Here is a 23,208-nt window from a genome sequence, read left to right as displayed (position 1 = left end):
GAGCAGAGTGATAATATAGATTACGGAAACACAACCGGGCATCTACAGCTGCTCTGTGTCGATCAAATCGCCTGATTTCAGGAGATCGTACACGACGTTTGTGAGAATACCCATTGCCTGCTTGTCAGCCTTCAAAAGTATTGTCGCCAGGGCGTTATTTGATGTCATCGCTCGGACAACCGCCTGCTGAACAGCACCAGGCAAGTTGCCCTTCATCGCAAGCTCTTTGTCGCTCTTCTCAACTTGCGCCATGACAACTTTGTTGTCGCGTGCAATCGATGCGACATGGTTCACAAACTGGGCCTGATCCTTGAGCGGGGCAGCCTGTCCGAACAGTTTGTTCAATCTCTCGATCAGCTCCTGGAGATATACCGGCGTCCCGCCCGGGAGCTGCCTGCCTCCGGCTCCGACGGGGTTGAGAATTACGTCCTCCTTGTCACCTTGGTCGCCGCCGCCCGTGGTGGTTTGCTGCCTTGCCTTGATATCGAAGCCTGTGAGGCTCAGACCGCTCAGGTCGACATTTTCAGGGGCGATACCATCCAAACGCTTTGCCAATAGCTTCGAGAATGCAGCGAAACTCTCAAGTTCTGGATCGCCTAAATCCAGGAGCTGGGCGATGTAGGCATACGTTCGGGCGAAACGGCTCAATCCGGATTTGAATTCCGTTAGTACGCCTATTTCCTGAGTGGCCTGCTGGCGCCGATGATCGGCCGCTTTCATTGTGTTGGCGTCACCAACATCCTTGGCCTTTTGGTAATCAGCTTCGGCATCCTGGACCTCTTTGCGGTGCTTAGCCAAGCGGTCATTGTAAAGGTCGGTCGGTGCTTGTGTCGCCGAAAATAGCTCTTTGTGTTGAGGGTCGCGATTAGACGTGAGATCCTTCACAGTCTTGAAGCGAGCATTCTTAAAGGCTTCCAGGCTTCTTAGGTCGTAAATCCCCGCTTGATCGAGCCGCTCTTTGATCTCGTAGATGACGTTAAGGTCTTGCACCTCGTCAATCTGAGCTCCGGCATCATACTTAGCAAAGGCGCGCTTCACGACTTCGGGCTCATTCACGAAATCGATGACGAACGTCTGGTCTTTGCCAGGGAACGTGCGGTTCAAGCGCGAGAGCGTTTGCACAATCTCGACGTCGTTGGCGATCTTTTTGTCGATGTACATGGCGACCAATTTGGGCTGGTCGAAGCCTGTCTGGAACTTGTTTGCGACTAACATCACGCGATATTCGGGCCGGTCGAAAACAAGGCGCAGGTCTTGACCTTTTACCTGCGCATTCATCGTGTCTTCCGAATAGAGGGCATCGTCGTCTGCCGCGAAGGTATCACCAGCTAGGCGATCGTCGTCTGCATGGGTGACTTCTTTGCCGGTCAGCTGTCCAGAGAATGCAACGAGGGTCTTGATGTCTTTATATTGCGGGTTCCTCTCGATGAATGAGTCGAAGCCCGCTTTGTAGCGAACAGCTGCCGCTCTGGAGCTGGTCACGACCATGGCCTTAGCCTTGCCGTCGAGAAGATGTCTGACGTTGGCCGAGAAGTGTTCGATGATGAATTGCACCTTCTGTGTTACGTTGGTCGGATGCAACGTCATCCACTTCGCGAGCGCTCGCTTGGCGGCCTTCCCATCGACACGCTTCCTGTCGACCATATCCTTACTTAGATTGAAGGCCGTCTTGTAGGGAATGTACCCACCCAAAACATCGAGAATGAAGCCCTCCTCGATGGCTTGGCGCATAGGATACTTATGGAATGACTGAGGTAGGTTTTCATCAGACGCCGGTTTCGCGGGGTCCTTCGGTCGGCCGAACAACATCATCGTAGAGTGCTTGGGCGTCGCCGTGAACGCGAACTGTGAAATGTTCTTCGGGCGAGCGCGGGAGGCTTGAATCTCGGCGAGCAGCTCCTCAACCGTCATGCTCTCCATTGCCTTCTTGGAGTTCATGGCCAGGGTTGCTTGCAGCTTCGATGCTGTGGTCCCCGTCTGCGAGGCATGAGCTTCGTCGATGATCACAGCGAAGTTGCTGTCCTTCAAAGATTGCTCCGTGAGGATGGCTTCCATGGCGTGGGGGAAGGTTTGGATCGTCACGACGATTATCGGGATGCCCTTTAGGAGTGCGTCCGTGAGTTGCTGGCTCTTGGATTTCGAAGATTTTTCTCTATCGATAGCAGCAATCAGTCCTATCTGATGGTCGATTTGCTGCACGGCATCCTGAAGCTGGCTATCCAGTACAGTCCGATCCGTGACAATGATAGCGGCGTTGAAGATCGGTGTTCCGTCATCTTGACGTAGCTTGATCAAATCGTGGGCTGTCCAAGCAATAGTCGAAGTTTTACCGGAACCCGCGCTGTGCTCACAGAGATAGGCTTGGCCAGGACCGTTCAATTTGGCGTCGGCGATCATGGTGTTCACCGCTGCCCACTGATGGAACCGTGGGAAGATAAGCGTTTCCTTGACGGACCAGTTTCCTTTCAAGTCAACGACGTTCTTCTTCTCTACGTAGACGAAGTTCTGAAAAATCCTAATCCAAGCGTCCCGCTGGCATATCTCTTCCCAAAAGTATGCAACAGGATACTCGCCATCCGCGCGAGCGGGATTACCAGCCCGACCGTCGCGCCCCTTATTGAAGGGCAGAAAGAAGGTGTTCTCGCCAGCGAGCTTTGTCGTCATCCAGATTTCGCTGTCCGACATGGCGAAGTGGACGACCGCGCCGCGCTTGAATGTGAGGAGTGGCTCATTCCGATTCGTTCGCGGATCGGTGGGCAGCCTATCTTTCCTGTATTGCTCTTTGGCGGATTCAGAGGACTGCGTGAAATCAGTCTTTAGCTCCACGGTCGCAACCGGCAGGCCGTTCAAGAAGAAGCATAGATCGATCGCGTATTCGTGTGCCGGGTGATATTTCAACTGCGGAACAACACGTAAGCGGTTCGACGCGTATCGATGCTGAACGTCCTGGTTTCGCTTGTCCTCGGGGGCCGCTTCGCTGACGTCGATATGACCGCAACCGGCGATGTCGAAGCCACGACGCAAGACTTGCACCATCCCATGCTTATCCAGTGCCTGTTCGAGGCGGGTCATAAGCACCTTGGTTGCCTTATCACCGTTCAGCGCCACTAACTTGTCCCATTTGCCAGGCTGGGTGTCCTTCAACCAACCAACCAAGTCTTCGGGATACAGGGCATAGTCTTTGTCGTAAGCGTTGGTCTCCCCAAGCAGCCAACCTTGCTTGACGAGCTTTTGCACAACATAAGCTTCGAAGTGAGTTTCATGGTGGAGTTCAGTCATGCCGCAGCCCTCACGTCGATCTTGCCGGTTACGGCCGCGGTGATCAAAGCAGAGCGCTTTTCCTTTAATAGATCGATGCTGCGCTCGGTCTTAACAATGAGTGCTTTAAGGCGCGTTGCTTTCTGTTCGATGCGGTTTACTATCGTTCGTTGCTCAGCCTGCGAAGGGACGGGTAACAGAACAGGAGCGAAGCGTACAAATCGAAATCTCGGTGCGCGCTCACGAACGGCCGGGCAGAGAACATAGATGTAGTTTCTTCGCGCCATGCATCGCAATAATAGCGCATAATACTCGGGGCAGATGTCGCGCGACCGAGGAGCACAAACCGAGTATTCGCCCGTTGCCTTTCCATCGTCTTCCGAAACGCCAATCGCACCAGCAAAGGCATCCATGGTGTGAATAACAAGATCACCCTTGCATATATGCTGATATCCGACCTCTTTATCGGCGAAGGTGTACCCCTCTGTCCGGCGCTTAGTACGCAAACAGACTTGGCCGTCACGGAAAGCCGTGATCACATCATCCTCTGGAAGGACTGGGCGGGCCATCTCTCGAAAGAGGTACTTTGCCTTTTTGACTTTCCATTCATCAGGGATCAGCGGAGCCCAAGGAATATCCGCTTTCTTCATCTTTCGATCGGGTTGGTCCCGCCCCGTCACGCAGAGATCCGCGAAATCCACCAGCTTCCACTTGAGCAGGTCAATGAAGCGTGCCTTCTTCTCGATGAGGCTATCTATGCGGGCTGTTTCCCGATCGAGTAAACGGGCGCGCTGCTTCTGATCGTGCATGCTGGGAAGGGCGATAGAGATCTTCCGCAGATGGGGCCATTTTATCTGCCGTTGAATGTCACCAACACTCAGGGACGCCAGCATGAATTGATCGACATACCATCGGTCACGGAAGAGATGCTTTGCGAAATTAGGATAAATTAATTTTCGGTCCAGGTCGAAAACCAAATAGGCAGGACTAACAATTCCGCGGTGATCCGATACGCCGACAGAACCCCGCCAAGCTTGTTGATTATTGAGCACAAAGTCGCCGGGTTCGACGAGTTGATATTTTTCGAGGCTCTCAGCCGGCTTATGGACGAGACCTCCGCCTTCGGAATACGGGATAACCCCTCTGTCGAGATAGACCGAGAGAAGACCCTCGTCCTGTCGGTTCGAGATCGATTTTTGCTTCGCTAGTCGCCAGAACGGAAAGTGCCTCCAGCTACTGGCATCGTAGGTCACGGACTTGGCCTTCATTCTGTAACCTCCGCCAGAATCGCAGCAATCTCGACCTCCACTGCTTTTAACTCAGCGTCGATCTCATCCAGGTCACGGGGTGGCTTGAATTCGTAAAAGTAGCGGTTGAAGTTGATCTCATAACCGACGATGCCAACTTTGCCGTCGTGTTCATCGCGATAAGTGTCGTCGATATAGGCATCGTCCGCATGCGGCAAGACGTCCTGCGCAAAGTAATCCTTTACGTCTGTGCCGAGGGGCACATTCTCAAAGTCTGTCAATTCGTCATCGGGGATGATGTTCCCATCATCGTCGATCACTGCCTCAGCCTTGGGATCGCGCACCCCAAAGGCCACTAGCAACGCGTTCACGAAAGGCTTACCAACCTTGCCTAGTCCGGGCATCTGTTTGGAAGCCTCCTTGGCAAAGTTTTCGACCCACCCGTATTCGTGCTCCTCGTCCATATGACCGGTGAGAGTATGGGACCAAGCGGCCTGCTGATCGGAGGTCAGCTTTTGCCAGGCCTTCTCCGCCTTCAGCTTTTCCAAGCCCTTTGGTGAAATGACGATGTTCATCCGCAGAGGGCGTAGAACCCTAATTTTGCGATACCCGAAGTCCTGATATTTCAGGATCAGGCTCTCCTTCGTCGTCTCGAACGCCGAGTAGATTTCTACGATCTTCCGAATCTGCTCAGCACTGATCTCACGACGTTTATTGCCTTCGCTCTTGCGCATGGCCGTGTGAAGCTCCGTCGCATTGATGAGCTGCACCTTCCCTTTGCGGGCTTTTGACTTTTTATTAGACACAAGCCAGATGTAGGTGCCGATCCCTGTGCGAAAGAAGATCTCGGTCGGCAATGCGATGATGGCTTCAACAAAGTCGTTCTCTAGTAGGTAGCGCCGTATCTCCGACTCGCCCTGACCGGCGTTGCCGTTGAAAAGAGGGGAACCTGAGAGTACGATGGCACCGCGACCGCCCCCCTTCTTTGGGCTTTCTAGCTTGCTCACTAGATGCAGCAAGAAGAGCATAGATCCGTCGCTGATGCGCGGAAGTTTGGGGCCAAAACGGCCTTCAAACTTCTTTTCGGCATGTTCGCGAACGACGACATCCTCATCCTTATTCCATGGCTTACCGAAGGGCGGATTCGAGACGCAGTAGTGGAACTTTTCGGTGGAAAGTTGGTCGTTCGAGAGTGTGCTACCCAACTTGATGTTTTTGGATAGGTCGCGACCCGGGTCGGACTCGAGCGTCTTGAGCAACATGCCTGCGAGACAAACCGCGTGGGTCTCGGGTTCCAACTCCTGGCCGTACGGAACAATTACCGGCGCAATACTGTAGCGATCACGCAGATTGTTGACGTGTTCCATGCCATCCGAAAGAAACCCGCCGGTGCCGCAAGTTGGGTCGTAAAGCGTCCGGATCAAACCGGGGTTCTTGATGAACAGCTCATCATCAGGATCAAGCAGCAACTCGATGGCGAGATGCACCACGTCCCGGGGCGTCATGAAGTCTTCAGCCGCCTCGTTGACCTCTGCACCGAACCGGCGAATGAGATGCTCGTAGACGTTGCTCATCACTCGTTCGGGGACGGCATCTGGGTGTAGGTCAATTGTAGAGAAATTCTGGCAAATGCGAAAAAGAACACCCTGCTTGTCCATGCGGGCGATGGTGTTGGCGAAATCGAACTGCTCGAAGATTATGCGGGCGTTGTCGCTAAAATGAGCGATGTAGTCTTCCAGGTTTTGGCGCGTTTTCGTCCCCCCTAGGGTGGCGAGGGAGTACGTCGAAGTGTTGTAGAATGGGTACCCAGTCTGCTGACGCAGAACGACATCGACATCGATACCCTGACCGCTCATGGATTTGTGGCTCGCGAGCACTTGCTCGCGCGTCGGCTCCAACACGCACTCCAAACGACGAAGCAGCGTGAAGGGCAGGATCACCTTGCCGAAGTCGGTATGCTTGAAGTCGCCCCACAGGTCGTCGGCGTTCTTCCAGATGAAGTCTGCTAGGGACGTATTCTTCGGGGCTTTATCGAGCATTGAGTTTTCTTTCGGTAAGTCGTGCGGTCTTTGTTGGGAGCGCTGAGATTGCTGTCCCAGCAGATTGTTTAGCGACGCTCACGTCGTGCGCTGACTGGAGGTTCATCCAGAAATCTGGCCGTGTGCGAAACCAATGGGCTAGCCGAAGTGCGGTGTCCCCCGTAATGGCTCGCTTTCCGTTGATGATCTGGCTGATCCTGTTTGCGGGGACAGCGATTTGCCGTGCAAGCTCCGTCGGCGTGATGCCTAGGGCGGCAAGCTCATCTGCGAGAAACTTGCCTGGATGGACCGGCTTTTGTGGCATGAGCAGCTCCCTTATCCTGCCGTAAAGGGAGTGTGCGAACTTGGACGCGTGACGTCAATCGTCGATGTTAGGCAGGAGTTATGGCATGTGGATAAACGTCCCGAAGTTCGAGCGGATGCTTCGCCTCGCTACAGGTCAGACGCAGACTGGACCCAGCCTAATGCTTCGTCGACACCGGTTCGATCCAGCCGTAGCCTTCAAGCACTTGCACAGCCAATCGGATCTGACGCTGCGTGAAGCGCTTCTTGCGGTCGTTCCAGGCGTAAGTCTTCTGGACGATCTCGTCTAAGGACTGAGACGCTTCGTGCTTCGCAACCCAATGTACGGTGGCTAGCAACTCCAAGCCGAATGGACTCTCAAAGCCGCTTACGAGATCGGTGACCTTGGCCAAGCGCGCCCGAGTCTCTGGCATATCGTCGATGAGCTTGCGGGCATCGTCTATAGCACCAGGCACGAGGGCAAGTTGCTTCGCTGGCGCGTCGCCGCCATCGGCATAGCCCGAAATCAGATGGCCTTCGACCTGGTTGAGAACGTGGCGGAGGTTGTTGGCATAAGGGCCATATGGGGCTTTTTCATACTTGAGCTTGAGCGGTTCACCCGCCTCCTGCATGAAATACATCAGCTTGTGAACTTCGAGCAGCGTCACAAAGGGATCGAGAAGTCCTCTGAGATAACGGTCCATAAGGCCCACAAGCGAAGCCCGGCCCGGTGTCATGCTCGGCACGGCTCGGCTATGCACCATCTGTTCGGCCTGCGGCGCACCACCCGGCTCATAGACGACGATCTCCACGTCCGCGAGCTCACTTAAGGCATGTTCGATGTGCCGACGCACTTCGGACCAGTTCAGCCCGCCAAGACCGCTCCCGAGCGGCGGAATTGCGATAGAGCGAATGCCATATTCGCGAATGACTCGCACGAGATCGACGAGGCCAGAATCGATGTCCTCCATCCTGCTCTTGCCGCGCCAATGGCGCTTGGTGGGAAAATTGATGATGAAGCGCGGATTGGTCAGCTGGCCGGTTGCGAACACGAACATGCGGCCCGGTTGCACATCCTCGCGCTTACATGCCGCCTCATAAGCCTTAAAGTTGGCAGGATAGGCATTCTTGAACTGGAGCGCGATGCCACGTCCCATGATGCCGACGCAGTTCACGGTGTTGATGAGGGCTTCGGTGTCTGCTTGCAGGATATCGCCCGTTGTGAATCTGATCATGACCGCGCCCTCCTTTTCTCAATAGTACCATTCACGCAGGATTTGCCTATGCGGCTTGTGTTCTGCTGCCGCCAAATGCTCACCAACAATTCCGTAATATTGTTGGGAAATTACACCAATTCGCTCCACAAGCGACCATGGAAATGAATTCTCGATTAGAAATTCCGCCTGCTTGCCTTCTTTCATAGTTCTGGAAACTCCGTTGCCTGCCCACTGGTTCGTACGCACGGCGTCCCAATTTATCTCCCCGAGTTGACTGAGGCTGCTGCGATCTTCGAAGTAGCGGGCGCCGGCATTGGAGAGTGTGAAGGCCCATCGCCTCTCGTTCTGAGCAGCCCACGCGACAACCATCCGGAGATCCGATTCAAGGTGGACGATGGGTGCCTGTCCGCCGCGATAGGTAAGCTCTGGGTGATTAGCCTGATGGATCAGGTAGAGCATGACTGAGCGCGGACAGAAGTAGAAGGGGACGCAGGAACCCACCCTGAGGCCGGGATGGCTTGAGAGCTCCAGCTCGTTGAGCCTACGCTCCTTGATACTGCCCATACCGATTGTGGTTCCTGGCGGATTGCGCCGAATGATTTCGGCATCACACCAGAGCTGACCGTCACGTATGATTGAGGGCAGCCGGTCAGCATGCACGATATGATAAATCTTGGGGTTGGGAGGAACAGTCATGCACGCCGGGCCTGTTTGCGGGCGGTGCCGTTGGCGGCCTTACGCTCGCTCACGTAAGCGCGCATGAAATCGCGCAGGACCTGTGCGGCAGGCCTATCGTCTGCCTTGCAGGCTGCGATGAAGCTCTCTCTTAGGTCGCGATCCACACGGATTCGGAGGCCAACGTCTTTGGTCATCCTGGAAGTGTACACATTGGATACACTTCACACTAGCTTGAGCTACGGTTTTCCATAGCTATTAAGTGGTTCCGCTTGCCTGCCGAGACGTTGCAGACGGCGTAATGTACCGTCACCGCGAGGCGACGGCAATTTCCTCGCCAAATAGGCGCCCCGCCCGGTCAGTCCGAGCGAGGCGCAAAGGATTCAGTATTCGCTCGGCACCAGGATGGTGTTGTTGACCACGTAGAGCTTGATGACTGGCAGCGGGAAGTCGGTGAATGAGATCTTCTCGCTTGTGACAGTGACCTCGTTGCCATCGGTGCAGACAAGCTCGGCCGAGAGGTCTTGGTTCACCGTCAGGGTCCAGAGCTGGAACTCCTCTCTGGAAACGTGCGGCTCGAGCTGGGCGCAGGCGATCTTGTCGAGCAGCCAGTAGGCTTCGCCGGCCTGGGCCACGTGGCGGGCGCCATCGGTGTAGACGATGTGGCGAACCAGGCTGTGGCGGTAGAGCTGTTCGGTGCCGGTGAACTGGGCGAGATCCGAGTTGGTGAGAGTTTTGGTCATGGGTGGGGCGTCCTTTCTTGGCGGAACCGCGCCGATCGCGGCCCCTGACGCCGGTTTCCCCGCCATCGCGGACAAGCGTGGCGTGCAATGGCTGCGGCCGTGGCCGCACCGCCTTGGCGGCGCGCAGCTGCAAGGAGCAAAGCGACTGAAGCAAGCGGCCTTGCAGGCCTCGCGCGCGATGGCATCAACGGCGGCAATGACTGGGGCCGGTTGCGCGGGCTCGAAAGCGTCGCCTCACCCCAAGACAGACACCCAACCAATTTCGGGGTGACCGGATGAACGTGCGGGATCGGATCCCAAGAAAACGGCCGAAGGCAGAATTCTGCTTGGAACCATCCCCTCGGAGCCGTCCGTCGCTCGCGCATGAACGTGGCGAGCACGGCGGCGTGAGAGGGGTGGCGGGCTATCCCCTTGGTGAGTTCAGAGCGAAGCCCAAGCGCGAAGCAGCGGTTATGCCAGAGCCGGTATGGTCCACGTCGACAGGCGTCCACCTTTGGCGGCACCCGTGTCGAGGAACACGGCGCGGCCACCCTGCCCGTTATCGACCACGAGCGGCTCGTGCATCTGGCGCGTGTCGTGGCCGACGACGACGGTGAGACCCTCGGGGATGCGGCTCACCCATGCATAGGTGCGTATGGGATAGCCCTCGTCATTGAGGCTGCCATCGGTCTCGCCATAGAGCGAGAGCGCCTTGAGCTTGCGCGGGACGTCTGTCCCCTGCCCTCTCGACGGGCAATTCAGCATTTCCGGATGAAAAGAACCGTGCACGAGAATATGCCCCGCCACGGAAATCCAATAAGGCGCGGCCGCGAGCGCAGCACTCGTTTGCGCGGCAAGCTCTTCGGCATCGGCCGCAGCCATGAGGTCGGCGAGCACGCGGGTCTTCTTGCCGTCAGGCTTGGTCAGGCTCTTCAAGAGACGTTCGTCGTGATTGCCGCGGACGATGGCCATGGTGCCGGCGGCCAAGCGCGGCACCACCATGCGCAGGACGCCGACACTGTCCGGTCCTTTGTCGACGAGGTCGCCCAGAAGCACGGGAAACGCGCCTTCTGCATCCGCCGCTGCGAGAGCCTCGGCCAGAAGGTCCGTCATGCCGTGCACGTCGCCGATGGCGACGATGGGGCGGGTTTTATGGATGGTTTCTGCGTTCATAGCGGCGCTGAATAAGTGCCGGAGTTGGCGAACGCAAGGCACGGGTCAGTTGATCTGGAGGCGTATGCCGTCGAGGAGCAAGGTCGAGACCGTGTTGATGTCATTGGCCGTGCACCCGACGACGATCGGGGCAATGCCAAGGGCAGGCCCGAACAGGCGCAAGACGCCACCGACATCGGGCTCGTAGCGGTAGTGCAGGAGAATGCCGGTCGCAGGGTCGAGAGCCGACACTGGCTCGTCAAAATCGAGACGAGCCAGTGTGGCATCTGAGAACACGCGCCGGATGGTGATGTGGCGCATGGGATCTTACGCGACTTTGGGTTTGGGGGCCGCTGCCGGAGCCGCATTGGTATTGGAGGCTTCGAGCGCCTTGGCGCGGCGGTCCATCACCTGCTGCGGCGTGGCCGACGAGAGGATGGTGCCGGCCTTGGTCTCGACCTTGGCGCGGAAAGTCTGCTTCAGCGTGTATTCGTCCTCTTTCAGGCGATCGGCATCTTCCTTGGAGAACGCCTCCGCCGCCGTGATGTTGGCTGCCGGCACGTAGCGTTCGGACCCCAGGTTCACGAGCGCAACGCCCTGGGCGCGCAAGGCCTCAAGGTTCTCGCGGGCAAGCTTCGAGGTCTTGTCGGTGAACTCGATGCGGACCGAGACGCGGTCGGTATCGATATCGATGTTGCGCTTTTCCTTGAGGCTTGCCTTGGCACGGTCCTTCTCGTCGTCGCTCAAGGGTCGGATGATACGCACGGTATCGAGCGGCACGACTTTCTGGGTGCCTTCATGGGTGGTGTATTTGAGAGCTGTGGTCATGGTCATCTCCTTCGTTGGCTGTTGAACCACGAGGGCGATGATGTCGGAGCATGACTCGCGATCACGCTGCACTGCAGCACTCCGCAAGGGATGGAAGCCGGATGGCGGAGACCTTTCGGGGCTCCGTTCACGACAGCCCGGTCCGCCGATGCACGGCGGATGCGGCATTCACTTTCTTAAACTTCAGAAATTCCCACTACGTGAGAAAAAACCAATCTTCTGTGGATTATTTCTCAAGTTGAGGCCTCTAGCACAGTCGCAAGCGCTCCCGGCGTGATGAGCACCCCCTTCTGCGATCGGCAACCGCACGCCTTGCAGAACGGCGTGGAAGCCTTGCTGCAGTGTTGCGCCCGGGTGCAGACCGGCCCACCACTGGGCGTTCTCGAAGATGGTCGTGAGCTTGTGGTTCTGCAGCGCCTTCAACGCGCGATACCTAGCGGATGGCAAATCTGCCGATGGCTGCGGGAAGCGGTCGATGAGTCCGTAGGTGGCAGCAAACTGGTACTGCAGGTTCTGGACATCCCGTGATGGCTCCCACGATGTGAAGGCCACGGCCGTCATGTCACGCGAGAGAACGGGCGAGGCCCGCTCGCTCCAATAGAGCTTCAGGGTCTCGTGCCACTCCTCTCCGCTCATGATGGTGCAATGGGGGTTGTGCTGGTGCGTCAGGGCTTCAGGCGACAGGCTGTTGGGCGTCACCATGAAGATGCCCCGTGATAGGGCTGCCAGCAGATTGAGCGTATTGGCGAGCGGCCTTACCGGCGTACCCATATGCCGTGAGAGTACCGGCACGGATGCCAGCACATCGATACAGTAGGCGAAGTGTGCCTCCGTCACCGAGAGCTTGCTCAGTTTGGGAATCGCAGGATCGAACTTCACGACCTTGGTCTTCGGCCACTTGGCCACCCCGAATTGCTGCTCGTAGGCGGCAACGAGCTCGCCCTCTAGCATTCCTTGCCCGTAGCGCTCCATCACGAAGGTCACGGACGGGAGAACCTCCTCCCACAGTTCGCGTGTGGTGGCGCGAACATGCATGACGCCAAGGCGCTTGTGGTGCGCATCGATGATGCGGCCGACCCAGTCGACGAGGGTGCTGTGGCCACTGCCGTAGTCAAGAAGCGTCATGGGCACGCCAAAGCCCACACGCGTGCCCTTGGCCAAAGAATGATCCAGCAGGTGCAGGACGCACTCGGGCAACAAGGCCAGGGATTGGTGGGAAGAACGAGCGCCGGCGTCATGCAGCTCGGCGTGAAGAAAGGTCAGCCGCTCATCGGCGACGGACAAACGAAAGACGGCTCGGGACATACGAAGAACCGTATGTCCGTATCTGCGGGAGTCCAACGGGTGATCGGGTTAATATCCACTGAGCATCCGAGGCCTTCCGGCAGAGCCCTTCAGTAAGAGCAACATCCATTTTTCGGGAGCCGTTTCAAAACTCCTCTCTCAACATGTCGACATGACTACTTGCTTAAGTGTCGTCAGATCTCATCCAACAACGATTTGCGCGACGGGGACAGTGCCGGGGATGCGTATGCTGCTCCAATTACAGGGACGATCAGCAGGAAGAACCAGCGGAAGTCGAAGAAATCGCCGGTCCACTGGGCCGCAAGGAGGATATATACCGCGGCGATCAAGAATGGCGCGGATGTAGGACTGCGATAAGCAGCAACCATCGATTGGATGGCCGCAACATACAGTAACGCGATGAACCCTGCCAGGAAGAACGGACCGCGCGTGACGAGCACGTCGAGGAAGATGTTGTGAGGCTGCTTGTGAATGCCGACCGAGCCGAAGCGCGTTAGTGGCATTATGAATGCCTGATCTCCCCACCCCCATTTGTCTGGTGCCTGGTTACTAACTGAGAGAGCTGCCGCGAAAAGCTTGATGCGGTCGGATCGATCGTCGATACAGACTCGAGTGTCTTTATCGAAATTGGGCATCGTCACGGGCATCAACGTGTCGTCGTAAGGTACGTCTGATCTGATGATCCCCCCGGGGAACGCACCGCGATTTATCGGAGCGCTGGTGGGCTTCTGAGTTGCGACCGGCGCGGCTTCATTCTGCTTCAGTCGGAACGCGAGCTTACCGCTGATGTCGGAATAGGCCATTGCACTGCCTACGGCGCAGCCAAGCGCAAGCGCCATAACGTTGGTGATAATATTGCGCGGCATTATGGTCTTGCTGATGAAGATGAGAGGTGTAGCGGCGGCAGCAAGAGCGATGGCGACGAAAGCCGACAGTTGGACGCTCGCGACGAGAGCAAACCCATGCAGGGCCACAAGCGCGAGGCGCAGCCACGCCCTCCCTTCCATGAAGAGCAGCAGGAACATAGAAACAGCGGCCAGTCTGACCAGAGTGATCGGGCTGCCGGCGAAGTTGAGCCGTTCACCGTCCCCCATGAGGACGAGCCCAGCGATTATGAGTACGCTCGATAGGCCAATGAAGCAGGCGGCAAGAGCGTTGCGGTATCTTGGATCGTAAAGCCAGACGAAAAGCGCAAAGTTCGTTAGTCCGAACAGGATGTCGACCTTCGTTCTCACAAGCGGGAACGGGAAGAACACGTAGGCGAGAGTGAACGCACCGTAAAGCGCCGGGATCAGTAGAACCTTGAAATCGCGCCCAGTGAACGGGCTGCGGCACAGCGACATAACCGCTGCGACTGCGGACGCGAATAACAGAGGAGTGCGCGCTTCGATAATCCACCCAGGCCATTCCGCCAAAGATGGCACCAGACGGGCCAAGGAGAGGTGACCAGAGACAAACGCGGCAACGCTGAGCAGGAGGCCCACAAGCCTTAAATCGATTGGACGAGATATTGCGCGATCAAGCCACATTGGGGTCGGCCAGCCGCTCGATGAAGCGGCAATACTCAGGGTAGATTCGCTTTGGATCGAACAGTTCGGCATAGGCCTCTAGGGCCTTCCCCCGCATGCCTAGCAATGCTTCACGACCATCGACGACGGCAATTAGGGCCTGCTTCGCAGCTTGTACCGAGCACTCGTCATAGAAATAACCGATCCCCCTCTCCTCCAACAGTTGGCGCGTCTGCCCCGTCAGGCCGGTTAGGATAGGCAATTGCGCCGAGAGGTACTCACCGACCTTGTTAGGGAAGTGACACACGTAGTCTTTGGTGGAACGGTACGGCAGCAACCCGATGTGACTGCGACCTAGTAGGACTCGAATTTCAGAGGCGCTTCGCCATCCAGGTAGAATGATATGCGGCTGTCCCGCTGCCAAATGGCGCAAGGGCACGCTCATGTCACCGCGACCGCACAGCACGATCTTGAGGCGGCGCTTGTATTCCTTCGGCAGTTCACATGCGGCACGGACCAAAGTGTCCAAGTCATAGCGCTCGCTGAAGGCACCTGCGTAGGTGAGAATGACAGTAGAGCCGTCATCTATGATGCCGAGGCTGGTCCAATAGCTCTCTGCTTCTTCGATGCGCTCAGGAGCCGGTTGGCACGGATCAACAGCCAGATGGAATACCCGGGTCACGTCCTTAGCCGAGACGCCGGTGGTACCAAGCGCCCAATCAACGAAGCCTTGCGTCACTCCCACAACCGCAGTTGAACGTGACACAATCCATTTCTTCATCATGCGCCAGAGAAGCAAGAGAGGCGCCGCGGCAATACGGCGAAATCCTTTGAGCTCATCTTTAATGATGTCTGGCCACATGTCGCGGAAATCCACAACAAACGGCACGGAATGTCGGCGAGAGTATAAAAGGGCCGCCGCAGCCAGTTCGATTGTCGGATAGCCAGCAAGGATGATGTCGGGCACTTCCCGGTGGCGTGACTCCATGAGGAAAGCGGCTGCAGACTCGAAGTTGCTGGCGATCCGAGCGAGCGACCGATTAGAGCCATACAGCCTGCCCCAAAGAAGGACTGTCTCAAGACCATCGGTAACACCGAGTGAGGTGGTTCGAGCAACGCGTTGGATCTTTTGCTGATGGTTGACGGACGAGTTCCACCACGTGACTTGGTGGCCCCGGCGAGTTAGTTCGCGAGCGAGAATTGCCGCCCTCAGCAATCGAGGCGAACCCGGATCTGTAGGTATTTCTTCGCCAACGTTCAAAATCCAGATGCGCATGGCTAACGTGCTGGATTTCTAGCAATGAAGCGTCCGGCGGTGCCGGCAAAGTCTGGGTCGCGGCGACGCGGATCATCAGACGCGATCGCCTCTGGCAGCTCCGCCAAACCTAGTACCTCTTGATGCTCGATTTCGAAGCCGGCGCTTCGAAACAGCCCAGCATAATCCTTGTGTCGCAAGCGGTTTTGATAGTGCGCACGATGATTGTAGCGCTCGAACTGGCGATCAGTGAATTTTAGGAAATTTAACCGACCGATCGTTGGATCTGTATGCGAATAATGGTCGGAGTAATCGATGATGGCACTGACCATGCCGCCGGGCACAAGCAAGCGCCGTAGCTCGATGAGGATCGCTCGCAGCTGCGGCTCCGGTATGTGCTCCATTGTATTCGTGGAAATGCAGGCGTCGAATGAGGCATCCGGAAGCGTGCTCTTCGCTATGTCAAGCGGCGCAACATAGGTGATGTTGAAGTTCGACAGATCACTGGCGCAGCCTATTGCGGGCATCGGCCGGCCGGTGAGGGTCTTTAGCCAATGCGCGGCTTCGTTGGCGAGCTCAGGGTCGAACATAGGGTTTATGTCGACGACCACCTGACTTTCGCAGATCCGAGAGAGATACAAGTTTTGTACGAGTGACTTCCCTGCCCCGAATTCGAGGACCCTGCGCCGTGGAAGAAGCCTTAGAGCCGCTTCGTGGAACTTCCAGTCGTCCGAGAGCCGGTCGAACGAAATTCGAGACCGGCGTGTAACGTTCTTTTGGAGCCAAGATAACAGCGGGTCTGCGTGCAAGACATCAATGAGTGAAAACGCAAATGACTTTAACTTCCAAGGTAGTCGCATCGTAAACTTCACCTGCTAGTTGGACAAATCGTTCGCGCGATCGCCACGAGAAAGCACGGAGGCGATGGCTTGCCAGCGCACATTGGTGGCGGTCGCGAATAGAATCAAAAGTGGAAATCCGTGAGCGATGATGATCGACTGAACCGATGCCGTTGCCGGCAGGCTGGCGAGAAGCACCAGTCCCGATACTTTGAAGGCGCCAGCTGATGCAGTGTTTTGATCGTCGGCAAGCGTGAGCGCTAAGCGAAGTACAACAATAGCAAGAAGGGCAAGAGCCAACCCACCGCCGCCCCAACGAGAAAACGCATCGGCATCAAACGAGGCATACGCGAAGGTTTCTATGGGGTACTTATCTGGGAAGCGCTGATGATAGACTTCAATACCAATGAGCTGAGCAGGGTGTATCGGGACACCGGTCTCCGGATGGGGCACGAGGCGCTCAAGCCGTCGCTCGGCGATGGGGTGGTCATGGAAATATTCGTACCATCGCGAACTAACTTCGGCCGGTGTGAATATGACACGATACAAGAAGTAATCAGCAAGGTGAGCGACCTTCGTCGAGCGAGCTTCGGTCTCGGCGGCGCGATCTCGGACATAATCCCCAAGGTGAAATGAGGTTGTCGAAGGCGCCGAGAGTTTGCTGCCTAGATCCTGCAGCAGTCCACCGCTCTGGACGCGGCCGCTCAGTACGGCGAAGGCGGAGAGCGCGATAAGTACCGCAATCAGAGCAGATCTGATCGCGTGGCGCTTATGGTGGCCGCTCCTTATCAGAAGCACGCTGAGAACCACCGCGGACGCGAGGATTGTGAACGGGACTTTGGCGGAGCTGAGGGTTGTGTAGACGGCGACGACCGCCGCAAGCAATCCTGCTGCTATGGGGGAGCCGGCAACTAGAAGTAAGTGAATTGACGGCGCTCCAAACACGAACGGAGCAGAATTGATGAGATACTTTTGAAGTGGTGAGACGTCCAGATAGCGCGAAAACTCATTTCGCAGGCCAAGCAAGGTGGATGGAGTTTCGCCCAGCTCCGACACGTGAAATAGCGGAATCGACTGGACTTGGGATAGATGCACACCGGCGGCCACTATGAAGCAAGTTGCAAGAGCAGCGGCCGCGCGACGCTGTCTCGAACCGTACGCGCTCGCGTTGCACTGGAGTAACCGAAGTGATCCCTCGAGCTTATGCGATGCCATGTCCGCGGCGAAAAATACGAGGGCCACAGCGCCGATAATGGCTCCCTGGAGATTGCGCGACGACGGGTCTAGGAGCTGATACTCAAATGAATACGGCAGCGCCATCAAGAACAGCCAGCCTAGTGTAGGCAGACAGTCAATACTACCGCGCCAGGTGTTGCGTAAAGACAGTCCGAGGAGAGCTACAATTACGGGAGTTATCAAGAATAGCACGTGGCTCTCAAAGTGTCGTGGTCGTCTGTTCAGTTGTTTTTGGCACGTTCGATATGTAGATTCAATATGAAGTGTAGGGTGCAATTCTTTTTCATATTTCGATTCATAGGTGAATTATGAGTGATTTCGTTTTGATATTGGACGAGTTTCGCCTCAGCCATGAACGGTTGGGCATTGCCCTCGCAGATGCTGCAGCGTCGACGGACAAGCTTATTGCTGCTCTAGACGATGGTAAGATGGCCGCGCGCGAGCGGGCCAAGATTGAGAAGGCAATTATGCGAGGAAGAAAGCTTATGAGCGAGCTTGCAGATGAAAACGGGAAGATTGGAGCTCTGCTCTACTGCGTGACATCATCTGATGAAATGGGCCACTGAGAATGGCACACCGGAGGACCGCTGAGACAGATCACGCGGCGCGGCCGATTCCGTAGTACAAGAGCCCGTACTGGGCCTGTCTCTCGGGATCGTAGATATTGCGCCCGTCGAATATGACGGGTGTTTTCAAGCGGGCTTTGAGATCCTCGGCATCGATGGCCTGAAATTCCTTCCACTCCGTCACGACCACCAGCGCGTCAGCGCCGGTTACCGCTTCGTTTGCGGACGCGCAGAGAACCAGATCAGCCCTGTCGCCGTAAATGCGGTGGCATTCCTCCATCGCTTTTGGATCGTAGGCCCTGACGATGGCGCCACGCGCCCACAGGGCTTCCATGATGGCGCGGCTGGGCGCCTCGCGCATGTCGTCGGTCGCCGGTTTGAAGGCAAGTCCCCACAAGGCAAATACCTTGCCTGCAAGGTCCTTTTTGCCGAAGTGCTTGTCGATTTTATCGACCAGAACCAGCTTTTGGCGTTCGTTCACGTCTTCAACCGCTTCGACCAGTTTGACGGGCACGTTCTTTTTGCGGCCCATGGCAGCCAGTGCCTTTACATCCTTGGGGAAGCACGAGCCGCCGTAGCCTGCGCCCGGGTAAATGAAGTGGTACCCGATACGCGCGTCGGACCCGATGCCCACACGCACCTGTTCGATATCGGCGCCCAGTGCATCGGCAAGATTGGAGAGTTCGTTCATGAAGCTGATCTTGGTGGCCAGCATGGCGTTTGCCGCGTATTTCGTAAGCTCGGCCGAGCGGATATCCATCTCCACCATGCGATTGGATCTGCGGTTAAACGGCGCGTAAATCTCGCGCAGGGCTTCGGCCGTTGCGTGATTGGCTACGCCCACCACAATTCGATCGGGCTTTTCGAAGTCCTCGATTGCGTTGCCCTCTTTGAGGAACTCGGGGTTGGATGCCACATCGAAGGGTACGGTTTTGCCTTGCGCCTTCAATGTCTGTTCCATCACATCGCGCACCTGATCGGCGCTGCCCACGGGGACCGTGGATTTTGTAACCACGATGGTGGGTTCCGTCATGTAGATGGCGATGGTTTTGGCAACCGCAAGAACGGCAGAAATATCGGCGGATCCGTCTTCATCCGGCGGGGTGCCGACAGCTATGAAAACAACGCGGCCATGTTCCACACCTTCTTTGGCATCGGTCGTGAAATGCAGGCGGCCGGCTTTAACGTTCGCTTCGATCTTGGCATCAAGGCCCGGCTCGTAAATGGGCACGACACCGCGCTTGAGCGCTTCGGTTTTGGCTTCGTCACGGTCTACGCACACGACGTTGTGCCCGATATCGGCCAGACACGCCCCCGTCACCAGCCCCACATAACCGCTACCAAAAATCGTGATCTTCATCGTGTCTGAAATATAAAGGGTTTAGGGATGGTGGATGGAATTACTGGGCCTGGGACCTGAGGCTAATGAGTTCGGGCTTCCCATATTTTGCGAACAGATCGTTGAGCGCTTCGCCTATAAGGCTTTCCATGCTCTGGCGTTGTTCGGCGGCCATCATCTTGAGCTGAACGCGGACTTCTTCGGGAAAGAATGCCGTGATGGGCTTCTGCCCGATCCGCGATGGGGCGTGAGGCTTGCCGTTCCCCTCCCCTGCCCTGCTTTCCGTCTGGTTGGTGGGTGCCGCCGGCATCGTCTTACGAACCGGCTCGATGCGCACGCTGCCAGCCGCCTCAACGAGCGCGGCGAGGTTTGGTCGTTTGCTTGCCATTGTCTACATCTCCACTTTTCTTCTTGTTGGCATGTCGTGTTGACTTCAATCCTAGGCGGATTGCGATGTCTCGAAAGAGTTCGCCGACCTCATCCGCCGCGCGCGATGACGGCGCGTACTCGGAGACCCCCTGCCCCGCGGCATAGGCATCCTGAAATGTAATGCGGTCGCCAATGACGGTATCCGAGACGGATATCTTTGACTGACCGAGCCACGCTGCGCTTTCCTTGTGCCGTGTGCCGAAAGGCTTCGTGCGCGTGATCACCGCGAGCGCCTTCGGCGCACCGGCCATTGCGATCAGGTCTCTCGTAGCGGGTATCGATTTGAGGTCGACGGCGGACGGCTGCACAGGCACCACGACAAGATCCGAAGCCTTTGCGGCAGCGAAGGCCCCCTCCTCCGTTCGACCGCCGGTATCAATGATCAGGAGGTCGAGACCCTCCTGCGCCCGCGCTGTCTCGACGGCTGCTGCAAGTCGCGAGGGCTTCGCGTCGATGACCACGGGCTCATCGCGGGTGGCCCTCAGGTCGCTCCAAGCACATGCGCTTGGCTGGGGGTCGAGATCGATGACGGCCACGGTGAAGCCCCGGCGCATAGCCTCGACGGCGATGTTGAGTGCGAGGGTCGTTTTGCCGGTCCCCCCTTTTTGGCAGATGAAACTCAATGTCTTCATGTTGCGATGTCTACATCTAGGTGTATCTGCAATCATGGTTGAAGATTCGCTCTTTGTTGGCAAGTCATTTCTAATTGCCGTTATATCTCCATGCTGAATTGTATGCATTTTGGAATGCAGCGATCTTGCGCTGAATAAATGTCGAGATCCAATTTTGAAATATATACTACTTATCAGCATGCCGAGCTGAATGCATGCAGTCCACACGACATGTCATCATAACGGCATGTCGATAGAGGTGAATGTGTAATCGTCTCAGAGTAGAGATTTAGGAAAGAAGACAAAATGGAATGTCGCCATGCCTTCCAGTCAGCTGTTCGGCAAATAGACATAAAGACACGAAGGCTTGTCTGCATGACTGATCGTGCGGCGCGTTCCTCGCCCAATCTTAGGCACGGATAGTCTGGACCAGCATCCGTCGGTGGATGGCTTGGCCTATCGGTCGACCGCGACACGCTCAAGCTGGGGAGAGTAGGCCGCTTCGACGCTTTGAATGCAGCAGCACGAGCGCTCAAGCTCACAATTTTGGATGAGGGCAGTGGCGGAATTTGGAGGTAGATGTCTGGCTTAGCACCCTCCTGGCAAGCCCACTTTCTCTCGACCATGATGATGGACGGTCTTTAGGATGATAGTTTCACCCTTCGCGATCTCTTCGGGGTGGGGCGTCGCTTGCTACGGCCCCCTGTGGGATGGGAGCGCTTCGCGCCGCCCCCTTTTTATATGATAAGAAGGGAATCTCTCGGGAGGCGCAGAAATCAGCCATAGCGACTCCCAGATTCAGAAAATTAATTCCCGGATAATTGAAATAAATTCCCAAATTCGACTTGCCTTATTGGGAATTGTTGTTCATGTTGTTGGAACAACAGTTTCATTTTCACGAGTCAAAAATGGGAAATTTATTACATTCCGAAGCCGTCACCACGAAACACGGGGTCCCGTTATATCGGGTGAATCCCTCAATTCCCAGCAGCGCCGAGATTTCCCGCACCAAGCGCGTACAAATCGGTGATGAGCATAAAGGCTTCGTGGTCGATAACGGAACCGGGGAGATTCTGGGGCGGGGAGGGGCCATCTCGTATGAGTTCGAGGAGGTCGACAAGGAGCGCTTTGTGAAGCTCTATCTAGCGGGCTTGAAGCAGGCGGCTGGCCTCTCGAAGGCAGGGCTCGCGGTGTTCGAGATTGTCTACAATCAACTGCGCGAGCGGCCCGGTCAGGATTCGGTTCTGCTCAGCACGCGGGACCATAACCTGCCAAAGACCACGTATTTTCGCGGCTTACGCGAGTTGCTTGACAAAGATTTCCTGTACCGCAGCACCATCGATGGTCAGTTCTTCGTCAACATCCGCTTCATGTTCAACGGCGACCGCTTGGCCTTCGTGAAGGGCTACAAGTTGCGTCAAGCCGAGTCGGATCAGGCGTCGTTGCCGCTGGCGCTGCCGGATTTCGCGCCCATTCCGTAAAAAAACCCGCCCCCGAGAGACTCGGAGGCGGGCATCTTCAATAGGGGATCTCGTCGTCTTCCAGGTAGTTGACTGCCGGTGATGTTCTGCCGTCGATCCAGGCCTGGATGTCCGAGAGCTTCCAGCCCACCCTGTTGGCACCGAGCTGCAGTCTCCTTGGAAACTTGCCGGCTTTTTCGAGCCTGTGGATGTGCTGGGGCGTGTAGGGGACGATTTCTCTTAGCTCTTTCTTGGTCAGGATTTTGAGATCCGCGAGGATCATGCTGCTCATGTTCGGTTCAAGCATGGGGGCTCCTTTTGCGCCCGGGGGAGGGGCGTCAGCTGCATGTATCGGGGTTTGTCGGGAGGCGACGCGAGACGTCCGGCCGTTCTGGCCGGTGTCTTTGTCATAACGCGCAATGATAAAATTGTCTAGTCTAGTTTTTCTATTGGCTCCGGATCTCTCAGAACTGGCTGCTCATGAAAAACAGTGATGGGCGGTGAAAAATAGTGATTCTCGACCTAGCGGCATGAAAAACGCTGACGAGACTCAATGCTGCCTATTGTTTGGACCGTCGTAAGCGCGTCTGCAGGGTGGCCCCGAGCTTGCGCAGTTCGTCGGGGGAGAACTCATCGGCCAACCGGGCGATCTTGCTGTCGATGACCTCGGCGAGGGTAGGGAGGTCTTTAATGGTGTCCTCGGGGTGCCGGTGCTCCCACACCGAAAGGGCGTGGTAGAGGGCGTCATCGAGCGCGCGGAGCTGCGGGCGTGTGAAGCCGGTGCCGATCCACGGCCCATAGACCCGGCGGGTAAAGGCGGCCGGGCTTTCTTTCAGCGCAGGATCACGATCCACCCACAACTGGGGGGCTTTGCTTGGCAACGGAAGCGTTGAGGCCGTACGGGCTTCGTAAGTCTGTAATAGCTCCCGAAGTGCAGCGATGCGCTGTTGCGCATCGAGCCCGTCCGCATCGGCGGCACGCTCGAACGCGGCCTTCGCATCGCTCAGGAACGTCGGCCGTTCAGCATCGCGCCTTGGGGCGGTTGGTGGAGATTGGGTGAGGAAGGAGCGGAGGCGCTCCCGATCAAGCGTTTCCGGCTGGCCTGCGGTCTTCGACATACGCTTGCTTTCACTCGTCTCCGTATGCCGTCTGGGCGTTACAACGCGGATCACCGGCTTGCTTCCAGCGCGCGCCTTAGCCTGCTCTGCGGGTTTGCCGGGTTTCGTCATGCTGACCTCGT

Annotated in this window: 22 protein-coding genes; 2 read left to right on the top strand and 20 right to left on the bottom strand. The window is 56.7% G+C overall.

The features are described 5' to 3' along the window. Positions 1-42: 42 nt before the first annotated feature. The 15 genes from PE058_RS03970 to PE058_RS03900 form a co-directional block, all read right to left on the bottom strand. Entirely contained in the window at positions 43-3,279 is a 3,237-nt protein-coding gene (locus PE058_RS03970) for a type I restriction endonuclease subunit R (protein ID WP_271029927.1), read from the bottom strand. Continuing rightward, on the bottom strand, positions 3,276-4,526 hold the full coding sequence (locus PE058_RS03965; protein WP_271029926.1) for a hypothetical protein: 1,251 nt from the start codon (positions 4,524-4,526) through the stop codon (positions 3,276-3,278). Before PE058_RS03965 ends, PE058_RS03970 begins: the two co-directional genes overlap by 4 nt. Beyond that, the gene (locus PE058_RS03960) at positions 4,523-6,544 is read right to left on the bottom strand and encodes a type I restriction-modification system subunit M (RefSeq protein WP_271029925.1); all 2,022 of its coding nucleotides are present in this window, start codon (positions 6,542-6,544) and stop codon (positions 4,523-4,525) included. The genes PE058_RS03965 and PE058_RS03960 overlap by 4 nt, the downstream gene beginning before the upstream one ends. Further along, positions 6,534-6,848: a HigA family addiction module antitoxin gene (locus tag PE058_RS03955; RefSeq protein WP_271029924.1), complete on the bottom strand. Its 315-nt coding sequence runs from the start codon at positions 6,846-6,848 to the stop codon at positions 6,534-6,536. Before PE058_RS03955 ends, PE058_RS03960 begins: the two co-directional genes overlap by 11 nt. Before the next feature lie 157 nt (positions 6,849-7,005). After that, complete coding sequence (darG, locus tag PE058_RS03950) at positions 7,006-8,061, bottom strand: type II toxin-antitoxin system antitoxin DNA ADP-ribosyl glycohydrolase DarG (RefSeq protein WP_271029923.1); 1,056 nt, start codon at positions 8,059-8,061, stop codon at positions 7,006-7,008. 18 nt (positions 8,062-8,079) lie between these two features. Then, positions 8,080-8,739, bottom strand: coding sequence for a type II toxin-antitoxin system toxin DNA ADP-ribosyl transferase DarT (darT, locus tag PE058_RS03945; RefSeq protein WP_271029922.1), 660 nt, complete (start codon positions 8,737-8,739; stop codon positions 8,080-8,082). Between the two features lie 362 nt (positions 8,740-9,101). Continuing rightward, entirely contained in the window at positions 9,102-9,461 is a 360-nt protein-coding gene (locus PE058_RS03940) for a DUF6876 family protein (RefSeq protein WP_271029921.1), read from the bottom strand. A gap of 450 nt (positions 9,462-9,911) precedes the next feature. Beyond that, a complete protein-coding gene (locus PE058_RS03935) occupies positions 9,912-10,613 on the bottom strand; it encodes a metallophosphoesterase (RefSeq protein WP_271029920.1) in 702 nt (233 codons plus the stop codon). Between the two features lie 45 nt (positions 10,614-10,658). Next, positions 10,659-10,913 (bottom strand): hypothetical protein, encoded by a 255-nt coding sequence (locus tag PE058_RS03930; RefSeq protein WP_271029919.1) that lies wholly within the window; start codon positions 10,911-10,913, stop codon positions 10,659-10,661. Positions 10,914-10,919: 6 nt separating this feature from the next. Further along, positions 10,920-11,420, bottom strand: coding sequence for a hypothetical protein (locus tag PE058_RS03925; RefSeq protein ID WP_271029918.1), 501 nt, complete (start codon positions 11,418-11,420; stop codon positions 10,920-10,922). Positions 11,421-11,603: 183 nt separating this feature from the next. After that, the gene (locus PE058_RS03920) at positions 11,604-12,704 is read right to left on the bottom strand and encodes a hypothetical protein (protein ID WP_271029917.1); all 1,101 of its coding nucleotides are present in this window, start codon (positions 12,702-12,704) and stop codon (positions 11,604-11,606) included. Between the two features lie 194 nt (positions 12,705-12,898). Then, positions 12,899-14,209 carry a hypothetical protein gene (locus PE058_RS03915; protein WP_271029916.1) on the bottom strand — a complete coding sequence of 437 codons (1,311 nt, stop codon included), beginning with the start codon at positions 14,207-14,209 and terminating at the stop codon, positions 12,899-12,901. 34 nt (positions 14,210-14,243) lie between these two features. After that, positions 14,244-15,509 (bottom strand): glycosyltransferase, encoded by a 1,266-nt coding sequence (locus PE058_RS03910; protein ID WP_271029915.1) that lies wholly within the window; start codon positions 15,507-15,509, stop codon positions 14,244-14,246. 2 nt (positions 15,510-15,511) lie between these two features. After that, positions 15,512-16,348 carry a class I SAM-dependent methyltransferase gene (locus tag PE058_RS03905; RefSeq protein ID WP_271029914.1) on the bottom strand — a complete coding sequence of 279 codons (837 nt, stop codon included), beginning with the start codon at positions 16,346-16,348 and terminating at the stop codon, positions 15,512-15,514. 15 nt (positions 16,349-16,363) lie between these two features. Continuing rightward, entirely contained in the window at positions 16,364-17,647 is a 1,284-nt protein-coding gene (locus PE058_RS03900; RefSeq protein ID WP_271029913.1) for a hypothetical protein, read from the bottom strand. A 224-nt stretch (positions 17,648-17,871) separates the two neighbouring features. Between PE058_RS03900 and PE058_RS03895 the strand changes: the two genes are divergently transcribed. Next, complete coding sequence (locus tag PE058_RS03895) at positions 17,872-18,129, top strand: hypothetical protein (protein WP_271029912.1); 258 nt, start codon at positions 17,872-17,874, stop codon at positions 18,127-18,129. 31 nt (positions 18,130-18,160) lie between these two features. Here the strand turns inward: PE058_RS03895 and PE058_RS03890 are convergent, their stop codons facing one another. Genes PE058_RS03890 through PE058_RS03880 form a run of 3 tightly spaced genes read right to left on the bottom strand, consistent with a single transcriptional unit; the run spans position 18,161 to position 20,565 of the window. After that, positions 18,161-19,489 carry a UDP-glucose dehydrogenase family protein gene (locus tag PE058_RS03890; RefSeq protein ID WP_271029911.1) on the bottom strand — a complete coding sequence of 443 codons (1,329 nt, stop codon included), beginning with the start codon at positions 19,487-19,489 and terminating at the stop codon, positions 18,161-18,163. Positions 19,490-19,529: 40 nt separating this feature from the next. Then, a complete protein-coding gene (locus tag PE058_RS03885; RefSeq protein WP_271029910.1) occupies positions 19,530-19,856 on the bottom strand; it encodes a ribbon-helix-helix domain-containing protein in 327 nt (108 codons plus the stop codon). Continuing rightward, the gene (locus PE058_RS03880) at positions 19,819-20,565 is read right to left on the bottom strand and encodes a ParA family protein (protein ID WP_271029909.1); all 747 of its coding nucleotides are present in this window, start codon (positions 20,563-20,565) and stop codon (positions 19,819-19,821) included. The genes PE058_RS03885 and PE058_RS03880 overlap by 38 nt, the downstream gene beginning before the upstream one ends. 812 nt (positions 20,566-21,377) lie before the next feature. Here PE058_RS03880 and PE058_RS03875 point away from each other — a divergent pair. Next, entirely contained in the window at positions 21,378-21,989 is a 612-nt protein-coding gene (locus tag PE058_RS03875) for a hypothetical protein (RefSeq protein ID WP_271029908.1), read from the top strand. Positions 21,990-22,026: 37 nt separating this feature from the next. Here the strand turns inward: PE058_RS03875 and PE058_RS03870 are convergent, their stop codons facing one another. Together PE058_RS03870 and PE058_RS03865 are read right to left on the bottom strand one after the other, a co-directional pair. Beyond that, entirely contained in the window at positions 22,027-22,275 is a 249-nt protein-coding gene (locus PE058_RS03870) for a helix-turn-helix transcriptional regulator (protein WP_271029907.1), read from the bottom strand. Between the two features lie 253 nt (positions 22,276-22,528). Then, a complete protein-coding gene (locus tag PE058_RS03865; RefSeq protein ID WP_271029906.1) occupies positions 22,529-23,197 on the bottom strand; it encodes a hypothetical protein in 669 nt (222 codons plus the stop codon). Between the last annotated feature and the right edge of the window lie 11 nt (positions 23,198-23,208).

The organism is Hyphomicrobium sp. DMF-1 (assembly GCF_027886585.1).
Taxonomy (GTDB): domain Bacteria; phylum Pseudomonadota; class Alphaproteobacteria; order Rhizobiales; family Hyphomicrobiaceae; genus Hyphomicrobium_C; species Hyphomicrobium_C zavarzinii.
Note: the sequence above shows the minus strand (reverse complement) of the source record. Positions and strands in the feature narration are given on the sequence as shown.